This is a genomic window from Nioella sp. MMSF_3534 (assembly GCF_030732985.1).
Lineage (GTDB): Bacteria > Pseudomonadota > Alphaproteobacteria > Rhodobacterales > Rhodobacteraceae > Nioella.
Genome location: NZ_JASHJX010000017.1, coordinates 62662 through 78154, shown reverse-complemented (window position 1 = coordinate 78154; position 15493 = coordinate 62662). Strand labels below are relative to the sequence as shown.

Below are 15493 nucleotides of genomic sequence, written 5' to 3'. Positions count from 1 at the left end.
AAGCCATTGCGATTGATGAAGATAATCCCGCTCAGCACTCGCCGATCATCAACGCGTGGTTTGCCGTGGGATTTAGGAAAGTAGGGCTCCAGACGCGCCACCTGCGCCTCGGTCAGCCAGAAGAGATCAGACATGTTACCGCTCGTTTTTTCGAGCCGTGAATCATGCCGCCAGACGGAAATCAATGGGTCCTGAGCCTAGCATGAGCGAGATGACGATCATATGATGTCGTGGGATGGCAATCACCTCCTTTCAGACTTACGCACCGTGATTGTCGTCCCAATCCCCAACTTACAAAATGTCCGCTGAACATTAATGCACAGCACCGACTGAACATTTCTGTTCAGCAATAGGTACAGGATCGCGAAAATCAGATACCTGTACATAAGTGAACATGCTGATTGTTCAGAACTGTTCATTTTTTCAAGCGGGGTGAACTCATGAAGGAGCAAAAGCTTTCTGAAAGCTTCGACCTCCAAAAACTGCGAAAACTAGAAGGGTTGACGATCAGTGACCTCTCAAAGATCACGGGAGCATCTCGTACAACCATCTATAGCTTGGAAAATGGCGGTCCTGTCAAAGATGAGACCATTGTCCAAATGGCTTCTGCATTGCTTAAAAGCCGAAGATGCGAGCGGACGCAAAGCGATCTTGAGAGATTATTGAGTACGTTTAGGCATAGCGACCTCGCACAGTCCGCAAATGCTTCTGTGCACGACCTGCACCGTATCGCACGAGAACACATGCAAACTGATACGTACTTTTCAATCGATGAGTATCGAAAAATGATATCCCTGTGCGAGGAGCTGATTGAATGCTTCCATACTCGGATTCAGGAGTGGTCAAAGATTGAGAGAGACTTCGAGTAGTCATCTGTGGACCACAAGACTCAGGTCGCAATTCTAGACAAAACTCATACGTTTCTGTCACTGGCGAAAACGACCGTTTTTGCCGTTCCCCCTACCAGTAATGATCTGGCTATCAGAACCACCCAATACCCCAAATCAATCAAACGTCCCCGTCACCCGACCAAGAAGCATGAAGGCGCGGGCGGTGCGGGTTTCGGACATTTGGGCGATTTCCTCGTCCGTGGCGTTCTGCTCGAAATCCACCAGCGTCCGGTCGAACTGGCGCAGGAAATGGTGGACCGCGTCGCGGAAGACCGGGTCCTGTTTCATCCGGCCCGCTGACAGGGCCAGAGAAGACCGGTCGCGGATACCGCCGAGCGCGGCCACCGCCTTGCCCCGGTCGCCCTTTGCGAAGCGCCGCCACATCTCGGGCTTGGCGCGGTCGGGGCGCAGGTCGTCCATGTAGATGCCGTCCTGGCTGAGCAGGGTCAGCGCGTCCTGGCTGGCGCGGATCAGTTTCTTTGTTGAGGGGTCCTGCAACGCCCGGCGCAGGGTGCGGAAGCCTTCCTTGTCGTGCTCGTTTTCGGGGAAATTCAGCGCCTTGATGAAATCAGCGATGGAGATCGGATCGTCCAAAGCCTCTGCCGGGGTGCCAAAGCCGAAACTTGGCTGCGGGGTGTCCGATTGCGGGGCAGGGTGGGCCACGGCGGCGCGGTCCTCGGCAGGCTCCGCCGGTTTGCGCAGGCTGGTGAAGGTGGCCTGGGCGGGTTCCGTGCCGCGCTGAGCCTCGACGATTTCTGTCAGCTTGGCGATGAGCGCGGGCTTGATCTCGACCGCGTTACGCTGCTGCTGTGCCACATAGGCCGCACGCATGGCGTCTATGGCGCTTTGCAGGCGGGCGGCTTCCTCTCGCATGATCTTGGCGGTCTTGGCGGCGGATGCCGCGACCCAGATCAGCGCGATCGGCATGAAGATCGCCATCATCAGCATGGTGACTTCCAAGGGCGAACCGCCAAGCCCCGCGAAGGCCGACAGGTCGGTGCCATAGAAGAACCACGCCACGCCAGCAAGCCAAAGCGCCGAAAGCACCAGTGCCATGACCTCGACGGTCGTGATCCGCGGGGTCACGCGTTCCTGTGAATAGATGCCCAGGTCCAATGAGGTCGGGTGCTTTTCGTCTGCCATAACCACCAAGTTCCGCGTAGAGGCAGCGCGATGATACTAGATGTAGGAGATCTTGACGATCTCGTAATCCTTGCTGCCGCCCGGCGTCTTCACCTCGACACTGTCACCTTCCTCTTTCCCGATCAAGGCACGCGCGAGGGGGGAGTTGATGTTGAGCAGACCTTTTTCGATATTCGCCTCGGCCTCGCCCACGATCTGGAAGGTTTTCTCCTGCTCGGTGTCCTCGTCGACCAGTTCGACAGTTGCGCCGAACTTGATGGCACCGGACAGGGTCTTGGGGTCGATGACCTGCGCGAGGCTAATCAGCCCCTCCAGCTCCTTGATGCGGCCCTCGATGAAGGACTGCTTTTCGCGGGCCGAGTGATATTCCGCATTCTCCGACAGATCCCCGTGCTCGCGCGCCTCTGCGATGGCGGCGATGATGGCCGGGCGTTCGACGGTCTTGAGCGTCTTGAGTTCGGCGTCGAGGGCTGAATAGCCCGTGGGGGTCATCGGAATCTTGTCCATAGGATGTACGCTACTGTCCCTGTGTTATGCGGCGTCTCAAGGTCTGGACGATATGGGGCCTCAGCCCGCAGTTCAACGGCAAAGGTGATAATAATGGCTGCGAAAACTCGGGCGGCGTCAGTTGCCCCCCGCAACCCCGATCTCGACCGTCCCACTGATCGAAATGCCGGGCTCCGGGCGCGGTTCCGGGTGGGTCGGGCTGCCATCGACGCCGCAGGCGGTCAGAAGGGCGATGACGATCAGCGCGGGGATCAATCGGGTCATGCGAGGGCTTCCTTCCAGCGGGTGATTTGCGCGCGCACCTGCTCGGGCGCCGTGCCACCATAGGACATTCTGGACGCAACGGAATTGTGCACACCCAAGACGTCGAACACATCGGCGGTGATCTGCCCATTCACGGATTGCATGTCGGCAAGGCTCAGATCCGGCAGGTCGCAACCCTTGTCCTCGGCCAGCTTCACGAGCGCGCCGGTCACATGGTGGGCATCGCGGAACGGCATGTCGAGCACGCGGACAAGCCAGTCGGCAAGGTCGGTCGCGGTTGAAAAGCCGCTGCCTGCCGCCGCTTCCAGGTTGGCCACGTTGGCGGTCATGTCGCGGACCATGCCCTCCATCGCGGCAAGGGCCAGCGCCAGGTTGTCGGCAGCGTCGAAGACCTGTTCCTTGTCTTCCTGCATGTCCTTGGAATAGGCCAGCGGCAGGCCTTTCATCACCGTCAGCAGCGCCACGTTGGCCCCGAGGATGCGCCCGATCTTTGCGCGGATCAGTTCCGCCGCGTCGGGGTTCTTTTTCTGTGGCATGATCGAGGAGCCGGTGGAAAACCGGTCCGACAGCGTGACAAAGCGGAACTGTGCCGAAGACCAGATCACCAGTTCCTCGGCCATGCGGGAAAGATGCATGGCGCAGATCGTGGCGGATGACAGGTATTCCAGCGCGAAATCCCGGTCGCTGACGGCATCGAGGCTGTTCGCCGCAGGCCGGTCGAAGCCAAGCGCCGCCGCCGTTGCCTCCCGGTCGATGGGGAAGGACGTGCCCGCCAGGGCGGCCGCGCCCAGAGGGCATTCGTTCATCCGCTTGCGGGCGTCTGCGAAGCGCGAGCGATCCCGCGCGAACATCTCCACATAGGCCATCATGTGATGACCCCAGGTGACGGGCTGCGCCGTCTGCAGATGGGTAAAACCGGGCATGACCCAATCGGCCCCGGCCTCGGCTTGCCCGATCAGGGCCTGCATCAGCGCAGTGAGCCCCGCCATGGCCGCATCCATCTGGTCGCGGACCCACAGTTTGAAATCGGTCGCGACCTGGTCATTCCGGCTGCGTGCCGTATGCAGGCGGCCTGCCGGCTCGCCCACGATCTCTTTCAGCCGCGATTCCACGTTCATGTGGATGTCTTCCAGCGCGGTGGAAAACTGGAACGTGCCGCCCTCGATCTCTGACAAGACCGTGAGCAGCCCTTCCCGGATGGCTTCCGCATCACTATCAGTGAGGATACCCTGAGCCGCCAGCATGGCCGCATGAGCGCGAGACCCGTCGATGTCCTGCTTTGCCAATCGCTTGTCGAACCCGATCGAGGCGTTGATCGCCTCCATGATCGCGTCCGGTCCAGCGGCAAAGCGGCCGCCCCACATTGCGTTCGAGCTCTTGTTCGACATGGATCCGTATAACCCCGGAGGAAAGTGAATGTTCCGTCTTGTCCGACTTGCCCCGCTCTACATGGCCTTGTGCCTGGGTGCAAATGCCGTTGCTGCCGACGGGGTGGAGGATCTGCTGGCCGGAGATATGCGCGCCATGGTGCTGCATGATCAGCCGCAAGAGGTGCCCGAGGTCAACTTTACGGATGTGGAAGGCACCGAAATGACGCTGGCGGGTTTCGAAGGCCGCTTCGTGGTGCTGAACTTCTGGGCCACCTGGTGTGCGCCGTGTCGGGAGGAGATGCCGTCGCTGAATGCGCTGCAACAGCAGTTGGGGGGCGAGGATTTCGCGGTTGTGACGATTGCCTCCGGGCGCAATCCGATCCCGGCGATCAACCGGTTCTTCGAGGAAGAAGGCGTGACCGACCTGCCCGTCTATCTCGACCCGCGCCAGACCATGTCCCGCCAGATGGGGGTGCTTGGCCTGCCGATCACCGTGTTGCTGAACCCCGAGGGGCAGGAGATCGGGCGCCTGCGCGGGGATGCGGATTGGGCCAGCGACGAGGCGATTGCGCTGCTCACGGCCTTGATGTCTGGCGAAAACGGCTGATCGGGGCGCGGGGAAGGGCTTTGGAAAGCCCTTGAAAGCGCCTTCGAAGGCGCTTGGCACGGCGCTTCGAAGCGCCGTTGTCGCGCTAGATGTCCGCGTTGCGCGTCAGCTCCGCCACGCGCGCATGGCACGGACAGGTCACCAAGTGGTCATTCACCATGCCGACCGCCTGCATGAAGGCATAGACGATGGTCGGTCCGCAGAACTTGAACCCGGCCTTCTTCAGGTCTTTCGATAACCGCTCCGAAATCGGGGTCGAGGCCGGGACCTGGTTCATCGCCGTCCAGCGGTTCTGAATGGGCGATCCGCCCACATAGCTCCACAGGAAATCTGAGAACCCCTGCTCGGCTTCGATCCGCTGCCAGGCCCGCGCGTTCCCGATGGTCGCCTCGATCTTGCCGCGGTGGCGGATGATGCCCGTGTCCTGCAACAGCCGCTCAACCTCCGGCTCGCCCCATTGTGCGATCACATGCGGGTCGAACCCGGCGAAGGCCGCGCGGAAGTTTTCACGTTTCCGCAGGATGGTGATCCAGGCCAGCCCGGCCTGAAACCCGTCGAGAATCAGTTTCTCGAACAGCGCCCGGCTGTCCCATTCCGGCACTCCCCATTCCTCGTCGTGATAGGCAACATATTGAGGGTCGGTTCCGGGCCAGGTGCAGCGCGTATCTGCCATCCTCTTGTCCTCCTTGCGGAAATCGCAATCCATCGGCTTTTCCCCAAATTAGAACAAAATGAGAAAATTCACCATGGCTTAACTGTTGCGGCTGCATGGTGGCGCGGTCTGTTGAAGGAGACTGCCATGCGGGGGCGCAAGCGTAGGAAGCTCGTCGATGCGGGTCAGGAAAGCCCATTGGATTTCGCGGTACAAAGCCGGGATCGCAACACCATGACCATGGTGCGCGAGGCGCTGGACCGGGGCGATGCTGTCTTGGCCTATCAGCCGGTCGTGCAAGCCGCGAACCCGCAAACCGTGGCCTTCTACGAGGGGTTGATTCGCATTCTGGATGAAACCGGCCGGGTCATCCCCGCCAAGGAGTTCATGGGGGCCGTCGAAACCCAGGAACTGGGGCGGGAAATCGACTGTGCGGCGCTAAGGGCCGGGCTTCGCGCGCTGCGGCAGACGCCGTCATTGCGCTTGTCGATCAACATGTCCGCCCGGTCGATCGGCTATCCGAAGTGGAAACAGATCCTCAATCGCGGGTTGTCCTCCGATCCCAAGATCGGGGAACGCCTTATCCTGGAGATCACGGAAAGCTCCGCCATGCAGATGCCGGAACTGGTGACCACCTTCATGTCGGAGCTTCAGGACAAGGGCATTGCCTTCGCGCTGGACGATTTCGGCGCAGGCTACACCGCCTTCCGATATCTGCGGGAGTTCTACTTCGACATCGTCAAGATCGACGGGCAGTTCGTGCGCAACGTCCATTCCGATCCCAACAATCAGGTTCTGATGGAGGCGCTGATTTCCATCGCCACCCATTTCGACATGTTCACCGTGGCGGAAACCGTGGAAAACGGGGCCGAAGCCGGGTGGCTCGCCCAATCGGGAATCGACTGTCTGCAGGGGTATTTCTTCGGGGCGCCGAGCCTGACCCCACCCTGGCTGGTGGACAAGGCGGCCACCGGCACCTGACCTTCCGTCAGCACAATCACCGATTGATCTGCACTGCAGCATGAGACACCGTGTCAGTTGTGACGTATACAAAGGGACACTATGACCCTGCGTAACCGCAACCTTTCCGTCGCGCCGAGTCGGGCCCGCCCGTCCGGATGACTCGAAGAAATCGAAAAGGGATCTGACATGACCAATGTTGTCATCGCCTCCGCTGCCCGAACTGCCGTCGGCAGCTTCCTCGGCTCCTACGCCAACACCCCAGCCCATGACCTTGGAACCGTTGTTCTCAACGCTCTGGTCGAGCGTGCGGGTGTGGACAAATCCGAGATCTCGGAAACCATCCTCGGCCAGGTGCTGACCGCGGGGCAGGGCCAGAACCCCGCTCGTCAGGCTCATATCAACGCGGGCTTCCCGCAGGAAAGCGCGGCCTGGGGCATCAATCAGGTTTGTGGTTCGGGCCTGCGGGCCGTGGCACTGGCCGCGCAGCATATCATGCTCGGCGATGCCTCGATCGTGGCCGCCGGCGGCCAGGAAAACATGTCCCTCTCGCCCCACTGCGCCGCGCTGCGGCAGGGCCAGAAGATGGGCGATATGAAATATATCGACACCATGATCCGCGACGGGCTGTGGGACGCGTTCAACGGCTACCACATGGGGCAGACCGCTGAAAACGTTGCTGAACAGTGGCAGATCAGCCGTGACATGCAGGATGAATTCGCAGTTTCCAGCCAGAACAAGGCCGAAGCCGCCCAGAAGGCCGGCAAGTTCGCGGATGAAATCACGCCCGTGACGATCAAGACCCGCAAGGGCGACATCATCGTGGACAGCGACGAGTACATCCGCCACGGCGCCACCATGGAGGCCATGCAGAAACTGCGCCCGGCCTTCACCAAGGATGGGTCCGTCACCGCTGCCAACGCCTCCGGGCTCAATGACGGCGCAGCCGGTGCCCTGCTGATGTCCGCTGACGAGGCCGAAAAGCGCGGCATCGAACCGCTGGCGCGCATCGCCTCCTACGCCACCGCCGGGCTTGACCCGCGGATCATGGGCGTCGGCCCGATCTACGCGTCCCGCAAGGCGCTCGACAAGGCAGGCTGGAAGGTCGAGGACCTCGATCTTGTGGAAGCCAACGAAGCCTTTGCCGCGCAGGCCTGTGCCGTGAACAAGGACATGGGCTGGGATCCGGCAATCGTGAACGTGAACGGCGGCGCCATTGCCATCGGCCACCCGATTGGCGCCTCCGGTGCCCGCGTTCTGAACACGCTGCTCTTCGAAATGCAGCGCCGCAATGCCAAGAAGGGCCTCGCAACACTCTGCATCGGCGGTGGCATGGGCGTGGCGCTCTGCGTCGAGCGTCCTTAAGCGTCAGGGGCCAGTGAGAACATAACAAGGGCGCCCGCAGAGGCGCCCTTCTTCTTCAGGGACCTTCGCAGCTGCGGCAAAACAACCGCGAAACAATATTGCGTATTCCGTAGCAAATGAATAACAGAGTTACCAACCGAACACACCAGATTGGAGAAGACCATGGCAAAAGTTGCACTCGTCACCGGCGGCACCCGCGGCATCGGTGAAGCCATTTCCAAGGCGCTCAAGGCCGAAGGCTACGAGGTCGCCGCCACCTATGCCGGCAATGACGAAAAGGCCGCTGCCTTCACCGCCGACACCGGCATCAAAACCTACAAATGGGACGTGGCCGACTACGACTCGTCCGCCGCTGGCATCGCCCAGGTCGAGGCCGATCTTGGCCCTGTCGACGTGGTTGTCGCCAATGCCGGCATCACCTGGGACGGATTCTTTCACAAGATGACGCCCGAACAGTGGAACAAGGTCGTTGCCACCAACCTCACCGGCGTGTTCAACACCGTGCGCCCGGTGTGGCCGGGCATGCGCGACCGTGGCTTCGGCCGCGTCATCGTGATTTCGTCGATCAACGGCCAGAAGGGCCAGGCCGGTCAGGTGAACTATGCCGCGACCAAGGCGGGCGATTTGGGTATCGTCAAGTCGCTGGCCCAGGAAGGCGCCGCCAAGGGCATCACCGCAAACGCGATCTGCCCCGGCTATATCGGCACCGAAATGGTCCGCGCGATCCCCGAGAAAGTGCTGAACGAACGCATCATCCCGCAGATCCCGGCAGGCCGTCTGGGGGAACCCGAGGAAATTGCGCGCTGCGTTGTGTTCCTGGCCTCTGACGATGCCGGCTTCATCAACGGGTCGACCATCTCGGCCAACGGCGCGCAGTTCTTCGTCTAAGCGCTACAGCCTCGCAATGCAGGCCCTTGCCCTTCGGGGCAGGGGCCTTTTCGTGTTCGCCTTCAAGCCCTCAGCGGAGCGTGCAGCGAAATGTTGGCATCGGAATAAAAAACACCCTGACCCTGGCAAGAGGGCGGGTGTTCATCCGAATTGCGGATGTGCCGGGCTGACGCCGCACATCCGCTTTGGTCATGGGATCAGGCGTCGAGGCGCGCGATCTCTTCCTTGATGCGGAGCTTCTGCTTTTTCAGCTCCTGGATGTCGATGTCACTTGTGCCGGGGCTTCGTTGGTATTCTTCGACTTTGCGTGAGAGGGTCTCGTGTTTCTTCCTGAGTTCCTGAAGATGAGCGCCTACCGACATTCAATGTCCTCCTCTCTGATGTGTAACGTCCGTATGACAAGCCAAGCACAGGTCGCGATTCATGTCACGCAAAGCCTGCATGAAATTGTCGGAAACCTGCGGACACCCGCCGATCAGACCCAGGGCAGCGGGGCGGCATCGCGGAGGATGGACCGGGCGAGAGGCGTGAAATCGTCGCCATCTTCCCGGTGGTCCGGTCCCGAATGCAGGACCAGCGGCGGCAGCAGGGCAAAGGGCGCGCGGCCGCCTTTGCGGGCTTTCACCAGCACCCGGCTTGCGGCGCGGCCTTCGCGGGCAGCAAGAGGGCGAAGGGTGATGGAGCCTAGGCGCGGGGCCATGGCAGCCAGCATGTCAGGCAACCTGTCGGCGGCCTGGATCATCGTCAGCCAGCCCTTGGGGGCCAGCCTGCGGGCCGCGACATCGACCCACCTTTCAAGCGGGGTCTCTTCACGCAGCGCCGCCTCGCGTCCCCTGTCGCGGGCAGAGGTGCCGCCCCCGGCAGGGTAGTAGGGCGGGTTGGCGATGACGTGGTTAAAACTCTCCTGCCGAAGATCGGCGGGCAGGTCTGTCAGGTCGGCGGTGAGGATACGCGCCACGGGTCCCAGATTGCGTCGGGCGAGTTCAGCGTATTCCGATTGCCGTTCAACGCCGGTCAGGGTCAGGCCGTGAACGCGGGCCGCAAGGCAAAGGCAGGCCACACCGGCCCCGCACCCAAGCTCCAGCACCGACTGCCCCGGCGTGGCCTCGACAGCCGCCGCCAGCAACACGGGGTCGGTTGCGGCGCGATAGCCGTGGCGCGGCTGCCAGGCATGAATGCGCCCGCCAAGAAAGGCATCATGGGTCAGCTCCGCTTCGGCGAACCTCATTCAGTCACGTCCGGTCGGGATGCCGTTGTCGCGGATCACACGCTCGGCGGCAATCAGATCCTCGTCGCGCACCATCATCCGGCGCGGCAATACGCCGATGGAGCCTTCCAGCACGCTCATATGGACGTCCATTACGAACACCTCTATATCCTCGCCCGACAGAAGTGCCGAGGCAAAGGCGATGACGGTCGGATCGGTGCTGCGCAGAAGTTCTTTCATGGTAGGGCAGATAAGCCTACGACGCCCCAATGTCGAGAGAAGGAAGACCTCCGTATGACCCTCGCTGACGCCGCCACAAAACCGCATGACCGTTTGCGCGAGTATCTGGCCGAGGATATGGAGGCGGTGAATGCCCTGATCCGCACGCGGATGGCGTCCGATCATGCGCCCCGAATTCCCGAGGTGACGCAACATCTGGTCGAGGCGGGCGGCAAGCGCATCCGGCCGCTGATGACGCTCGCGGCGGCGCGGCTCTGCGGGTACGATGGCACCGACCACCAGAAGCTGGCGGCGACGGTGGAATTCATCCACACCGCGACGCTTCTGCATGACGACGTGGTCGATGAAAGCGAACAGCGGCGCGGGCGGCCCACGGCGAACCTTTTATGGGACAACAAATCCTCGGTGCTGGTGGGCGATTACCTGTTTTCCCGGTCCTTCCAGTTGATGGTGGAATGCGGGTCGCTGCGGGTGCTGGACATTCTGGCGAACGCGTCGGCCACGATTGCCGAGGGCGAGGTGCTGCAAATGACCGCCGCGCAGAACCTGTCAACGGGCGAAGACACCTACCGGCTGGTCATCCGGGGCAAGACCGCAGCGCTGTTCGAGGCCGCGACCCAGGTGGGCGGTGTCGTGGCGGGGGCGTCCGACGTGCAGGTGTCGGCTCTGGCGCGCTATGGCGATGCGCTTGGGATGAGCTTTCAGATCGTCGATGACCTGCTCGACTTCGGCGGCACATCCGGCGCGCTTGGCAAGAATATCGGGGACGATTTCCGCGAACGGAAACTGACGCTGCCGATGATCAAGGCGATTGCCAAAGCCGACGCAGAAGAACGCGCTTTCTGGCAGCGGACCATTGAAAAGGGGCGTCAGGAAGAAGGCGACCTCCACACCGCCCTGACCCTGCTGCGCAAACATGGCACGCTGGAGGAGACACGCGTCGAGGCGCTGCGCTACAGGGATGAGGCGAAAGCCGCCATCGCAGAGCTGCCCCCGCATCCGCTGCGCGACATGCTGGCCGATCTGGCGGATTTCGTGGTTGAGCGGGTCAGCTGAGCCCGTTCAGCCCGTCTGAATTGCGGTGTCCTGAACCCACCAGCCAAGCTGTGCGCTTCTGATCACGCGCGCGGCGTCTGCGGCCTGATCATCTGTTTCAAACAGCCCGAAACAGGTCGCGCCGGACCCGCTCATCCGGGCAAGCGCCGCGCCGGTATTTCGCAACAGGGTCAGGGCTTCGCCGATCTCTGGTGCCAGAGCGCGCGCGGGTGGCTCCAGATCGTTCCTCTGCCGCGACAGCCATGCGGTGAAACTGTCGAACCCGTCCCAATCGGGGGGGGCCATTGGCGCATTCTGCTTGCTGGTCAGACCCCGAAAAACCGCGCCTGTCGGGACAGCCACCCGCGGGTTGACCAGAACGGCGTGCAGGCAGGGTATCGGCGGAACCGGGGAAAGGATCTCGCCGATCCCTGCCATGCGTTGTGGTGCGCGGGACAGGCAGACCGGCACATCGGCCCCGAGTGTCAGCACTGACGCCCTGCAGGGGCGCGGGCAGTTCCATAGCCGCGCCAGACCCCGCAGGGTGGCGGCCGCGTCTGCCGATCCCCCGCCGATCCCGGCCGCGTGGGGCAGGTGTTTTTCCAGCGTCATGGCCGCCCCGCGCCCGGCCCCGAACAAGGCCGCTGCACGCAGGATCAGGTTGTCCGGCCCCGTCGGCACACCCTCCGCCATCGGCCCCGTCACGGACAGGGACAGATCGCGGGCGGGGGCAAAGCGCAACCGGTCTCCGACCCCCGCGAAGACGACGAGCGAGTCGAGCAGGTGATAGCCATCCGGCCTCTGCCCGGTCACATGCAGCGCGAGGTTGATCTTCGCCGGGGCGTCTTCGCAGATCACGGGTTGGTCTCGGCCTCTTGGGCCAGAACGGCATCCAGCCCCAGTTCGAGCTTCAGGCGAATGCGGTCGGCCTCTGCCGGATCAGGATCGAAGGACAGGGCGCGGCTCCACTGGAATTCGGCCTCGCGGAAGCGCCCAACCATCCAGTAGACATCCCCCAGATGGTCGTTGACGATTGGATCGTTCGGCAGCAGCTCCACCGCGCGTTCCATGGGGGCGACGGCCTCTTCGAACCGGCCAAGACGGTAGAAGACCCAGCCAAGCGAGTCGACGATATAGCCGCTGTCGGGTCGCGCCGCGACGGCCCGCTCGATCATGTTGAGCGCTTCATCGAGATTGCGGTTCTGTTCGACCAGGGAATAGCCCAGATAGTTCAGCACATTCGGCTGTTCCGGCGACAGTTCCAGCGCGGCACGGAAATCGGCCTCTGCTTCGTCCCACATGTCGCTGCGCTCATAGCTTATCGCACGGGCATAAAGCAGGAACCAATAGCGCTGCTGGTCAAGCTCCACCAGATTGACGGCGTCGCTATAGGCCTCGATCGCTTCCTCGAACCGTTCCTCGCGCCGCAACGCGTCGCCAAGCGCGGTGTGGACGGCGGCCAGGTTGTCATAGTCGCGCGCCAGGGCATGCAGAACCTCGATGGCCGCATCCTCGCGGCCCTGCTGGAACAGCGCCTCTGACCGGCCCATTTCGGCCTGCACGAAGAGCGGGCTTTCGCGCGGCACCATTTCATAGCTGTCTTCGGCCATTTCATATTGCTCTGCTTCCGACAGGATGTCGGCAGCCAGAATCGCCGAGTGGATATGGCCGGGATCGACCGCATGTGCGGCGCGGGCATAGATCAGCGGCAGGGTTGTCCCGGCCTCGGTCCCAAGGGCGCGGGCAAGAGAGAAAAAGACCTCTGCCATGCCTTCCGCGGGTGTGATGATGAAATCATAAGGACGGGTTGGGTCGGCTTCGATCTCGTCGCGAAGTACGAACAGGGTCTCGTCGGCGTTCTGGCTGAGCGCAAGGTTCAGCAGTTGCAGCGCATCCTCGGTCCGGTCCAGCTGCACGAGGATCTGCGCATGGGCCTGAACGCTTCGGGTGCTGAACTGAAGTGGCCCGTAGACCTCGCCGGACAGGATCGCATCCGCCCCCTCGAAATCCCCGACAGAGGCCCGTGCAAGCGCGTATTGATAGGGAACCAGTCCTGCCACGGGGCTGTTGCTGTCGATGATCGCCTCAAAGGTCGCGCTCGCGCGGCTCATGTCGCCCTCTGCAAGATAGAGCCATGCCTCGAGAAGCGGGTCGACCAGGGGACCGGCCCCTGTCATCTCGACTGCGGCGGCGCTGGCCCCGGCCAGATCCCCTGCACGGATTCGCGCCACCTGTTCGATGAGGTTCGCGAAATCCCGGTCGAACGAGCCCTCGTCAACCCTGTTCGCGTAAGATGCGGCCTGGTCCCAGTCACCGATCGCGGCGAGCGCCAGCATGGCATCGGCCAGAATTGCCTGGTTGTCCGGGTCGGCGCGCAAGACGCGCTGGAACTGGATCGCGGCTTCCCTGTGGTCGCCCGACAGGGCCGCGCTGCGGGCGGCTAGGTAGGCACCGGCCAGTCCGGGTTCCAGGGCGACCGTGTTCTGGGCCAGTGCGGGGGCAGACAGGCCGAGACCAAGGATCAGCGCCAGACGGGAAAGGGTTTGCATCGAATGCTCCTGCTCAATCTGGAACAGAGATTAGGTGCGCCATGCCCGGGAAGCAATGCGGGGCGCCCTGTTGGACGCCCCGTTTTTTCGGTTCCTGTCAGGGAAGTGATCACATGTTGGGGTAATTCGGCCCGTCGCCGCCCTGTGGCGTGACCCAGGTGATGTTCTGGCTGGGGTCCTTGATGTCGCAGGTTTTGCAATGCACGCAGTTCTGGAAGTTGATCACGAATTCCGGCTTGCCGTCCTTTTCGACCACCTCGTAGACACCCGCCGGGCAATAGCGCTGCGCCGGTTCCGCGTATTTCGCCAGGTTGACCGAAATCGGCACGCTGGCATCCTTCAGATGCAGATGCGCGGGCTGGCTTTCCTCGTGATTGGTCATCGAGAAGCTGACATTGGTCAGACGGTCGAAGCTGATCTTGCCGTCGGGGCGCGGGTATTCGATGACCTTGTGCTTGCTGGCCTCTTCTGTGGCCTCGGCATCTGTCTTGCCGTGCTTGAGCGTCCCGAAGAAGGAGAAGCCGAACAGGTTGTTGGTCCACATATCCAGCCCGCCGAAGACGAGCGAGGCGGTGAGACCCCACTTCGACCACATCGGCTTGACGTTGCGCACGCGCTTGAGGTCCTTGCCGATGGCGCCAGTGCGCACCTCTGTCTCGTAGCTGGTCAGCTCGTCGCTGCTGCGGCCCGCGCTGATCGCCTCATAGGCAGCCTCCGCCGCCGCCTTGCCCGACAGCATCGCGTTGTGGTTGCCCTTGATGCGCGGCACGTTGACCATGCCGACGGAACAGCCAAGCAGCGCGCCGCCGGGGAAGACCATCTTCGGCATCGACTGGTAGCCACCCTCGGAAATCGCCCGCGCGCCATAGGCGATGCGCTTTCCGCCCTCCAGCAGGTCAGCCACCATCGGGTGATGCTTGAAGCGCTGGAATTCCATGTAAGGGAAGAGGTGCGGGTTCTTGTAGTTCAGGTGCACCACGAAGCCCACATAGACCTGGTTGTTTTCGAGGTGGTAGATGAACGATCCGCCGCCAGCATTGGACCCGAGCGGCCAGCCCATGGTGTGGGTGACCGTGCCCTCGCGGTGCTTGGCGGGGTCGATTTCCCAGATCTCTTTCATCCCGATGCCGAATTTCTGCGGCTCGTGCCCGTGGGACAGGTCGTATTTGGCGATGACTTCCTTGGCCAGCGATCCGCGAACCCCTTCGGACAGGAACACGTATTTGCCGTGCAGTTCCATCCCCGGTTCGGTGTTCTCGCCGATGCTGCCGTCAGCCTCCAGCCCGAAGACGCCCGCGACAACGCCCTTCACCTCGCCATTGTCACCATAGACCAGTTCGGAACAGGCCATGCCGGGGAAGATCTCGACGCCCATTTCCTCGGCCTGCTCGGCCATCCAGCGGCAGACATTGCCCATGGAGACGATGTAATTGCCATGATTGTTCATCAGGGGCGGCATGGGGAAGTTCGGCACGCGCAGCTGGCCCGCCGGGCCAAGAACGTAGAAATTGTCTTCCTTGACCGCGGTGTTCAGCGGTGCACCCTTTTCCTTCCAGTCAGGGATGAGAGCATCCAGACCGCAGGGGTCCAGCACAGCGCCCGACAGGATATGCGCCCCAACCTCGGAGCCCTTTTCCAGCACGACGACGCTCAGGTCGGCATCGAGCTGCTTCAGACGGATCGCAGCCGACAGGCCAGCCGGCCCCGCCCCCACGATGACGACGTCATATTCCATCGACTCCCGTTCGATCTCGGACATTCCTGAATTCCCTCTGGTTCGACGCCCCCAAGCGCCAAGAATTTCGGTTCGCGATGG

At 62.2% G+C, this 15493-nt stretch carries 18 protein-coding genes; 6 read left to right on the top strand and 12 right to left on the bottom strand.

Annotation, left to right across the window (positions count from 1 at the left end):
* Positions 1–134, bottom strand: a 134-nt coding sequence (locus RBB16_RS09270; RefSeq protein ID WP_306045896.1) for a transposase, incomplete at its 3' end; no start/stop codon positions are given.
* Between the two features lie 306 nt (positions 135–440).
* On the opposite strand from RBB16_RS09270, the gene RBB16_RS20660 reads away from it, so the two are divergent.
* Positions 441–869, top strand: a complete 429-nt coding sequence (locus RBB16_RS20660; RefSeq protein WP_371931228.1) for a helix-turn-helix domain-containing protein — start codon at positions 441–443, stop codon at positions 867–869.
* Between the two features lie 135 nt (positions 870–1004).
* Here the strand turns inward: RBB16_RS20660 and RBB16_RS09265 are convergent, their stop codons facing one another.
* From RBB16_RS09265 to argH, 4 genes are all read right to left on the bottom strand, one after another.
* Entirely contained in the window at positions 1005–2033 is a 1029-nt protein-coding gene (locus tag RBB16_RS09265; RefSeq protein ID WP_306045893.1) for a hypothetical protein, read from the bottom strand.
* 36 nt (positions 2034–2069) lie between these two features.
* Positions 2070–2540 (bottom strand): transcription elongation factor GreA, encoded by a 471-nt coding sequence (gene greA, locus RBB16_RS09260; protein ID WP_071689373.1) that lies wholly within the window; start codon positions 2538–2540, stop codon positions 2070–2072.
* Between the two features lie 117 nt (positions 2541–2657).
* Positions 2658–2804 (bottom strand): argininosuccinate lyase, encoded by a 147-nt coding sequence (locus RBB16_RS09255; protein WP_306045892.1) that lies wholly within the window; start codon positions 2802–2804, stop codon positions 2658–2660.
* Positions 2801–4192: an argininosuccinate lyase gene (argH, locus tag RBB16_RS09250; protein ID WP_306045891.1), complete on the bottom strand. Its 1392-nt coding sequence runs from the start codon at positions 4190–4192 to the stop codon at positions 2801–2803. Before argH ends, RBB16_RS09255 begins: the two co-directional genes overlap by 4 nt.
* 28 nt (positions 4193–4220) lie before the next feature.
* Between argH and RBB16_RS09245 the strand changes: the two genes are divergently transcribed.
* Positions 4221–4781 (top strand): TlpA disulfide reductase family protein, encoded by a 561-nt coding sequence (locus RBB16_RS09245; protein ID WP_306045890.1) that lies wholly within the window; start codon positions 4221–4223, stop codon positions 4779–4781.
* An 85-nt stretch (positions 4782–4866) separates the two neighbouring features.
* Here the strand turns inward: RBB16_RS09245 and RBB16_RS09240 are convergent, their stop codons facing one another.
* Positions 4867–5454 carry a DNA-3-methyladenine glycosylase I gene (locus tag RBB16_RS09240; protein ID WP_306045889.1) on the bottom strand — a complete coding sequence of 196 codons (588 nt, stop codon included), beginning with the start codon at positions 5452–5454 and terminating at the stop codon, positions 4867–4869.
* A gap of 126 nt (positions 5455–5580) precedes the next feature.
* On the opposite strand from RBB16_RS09240, the gene RBB16_RS09235 reads away from it, so the two are divergent.
* From RBB16_RS09235 to phbB, 3 genes are all read left to right on the top strand, one after another.
* Positions 5581–6414, top strand: coding sequence for an EAL domain-containing protein (locus RBB16_RS09235; RefSeq protein ID WP_306045888.1), 834 nt, complete (start codon positions 5581–5583; stop codon positions 6412–6414).
* A gap of 168 nt (positions 6415–6582) precedes the next feature.
* Entirely contained in the window at positions 6583–7758 is a 1176-nt protein-coding gene (locus RBB16_RS09230) for an acetyl-CoA C-acetyltransferase (protein ID WP_306045887.1), read from the top strand.
* Between the two features lie 162 nt (positions 7759–7920).
* Entirely contained in the window at positions 7921–8646 is a 726-nt protein-coding gene (phbB, locus tag RBB16_RS09225) for an acetoacetyl-CoA reductase (protein WP_306045886.1), read from the top strand.
* 197 nt (positions 8647–8843) lie between these two features.
* On the opposite strand, the gene RBB16_RS09220 is transcribed toward phbB, so the two are convergent.
* The 3 genes from RBB16_RS09220 to RBB16_RS09210 all read right to left on the bottom strand — a co-directional run bounded on the left by RBB16_RS09220 (position 8844) and on the right by RBB16_RS09210 (position 10093).
* On the bottom strand, positions 8844–9008 hold the full coding sequence (locus RBB16_RS09220) for a YdcH family protein (protein ID WP_071689364.1): 165 nt from the start codon (positions 9006–9008) through the stop codon (positions 8844–8846).
* A gap of 113 nt (positions 9009–9121) precedes the next feature.
* Positions 9122–9874 carry a tRNA1(Val) (adenine(37)-N6)-methyltransferase gene (locus RBB16_RS09215; RefSeq protein WP_306045885.1) on the bottom strand — a complete coding sequence of 251 codons (753 nt, stop codon included), beginning with the start codon at positions 9872–9874 and terminating at the stop codon, positions 9122–9124.
* Entirely contained in the window at positions 9875–10093 is a 219-nt protein-coding gene (locus tag RBB16_RS09210; RefSeq protein WP_306045884.1) for a DUF2007 domain-containing protein, read from the bottom strand.
* A gap of 54 nt (positions 10094–10147) precedes the next feature.
* Between RBB16_RS09210 and RBB16_RS09205 the strand changes: the two genes are divergently transcribed.
* Positions 10148–11149, top strand: coding sequence for a polyprenyl synthetase family protein (locus RBB16_RS09205; protein ID WP_306045883.1), 1002 nt, complete (start codon positions 10148–10150; stop codon positions 11147–11149).
* Positions 11150–11155: 6 nt separating this feature from the next.
* On the opposite strand, the gene RBB16_RS09200 is transcribed toward RBB16_RS09205, so the two are convergent.
* From RBB16_RS09200 to RBB16_RS09190, 3 genes are all read right to left on the bottom strand, one after another.
* The gene (locus RBB16_RS09200; RefSeq protein WP_306045882.1) at positions 11156–11986 is read right to left on the bottom strand and encodes a 4-(cytidine 5'-diphospho)-2-C-methyl-D-erythritol kinase; all 831 of its coding nucleotides are present in this window, start codon (positions 11984–11986) and stop codon (positions 11156–11158) included.
* Positions 11983–13677 (bottom strand): tetratricopeptide repeat protein, encoded by a 1695-nt coding sequence (locus tag RBB16_RS09195; RefSeq protein WP_306045881.1) that lies wholly within the window; start codon positions 13675–13677, stop codon positions 11983–11985. Before RBB16_RS09195 ends, RBB16_RS09200 begins: the two co-directional genes overlap by 4 nt.
* Before the next feature lie 109 nt (positions 13678–13786).
* Positions 13787–15436, bottom strand: a complete 1650-nt coding sequence (locus RBB16_RS09190) for an electron transfer flavoprotein-ubiquinone oxidoreductase (protein WP_306045880.1) — start codon at positions 15434–15436, stop codon at positions 13787–13789.
* Positions 15437–15493: the final 57 nt, after the last annotated feature.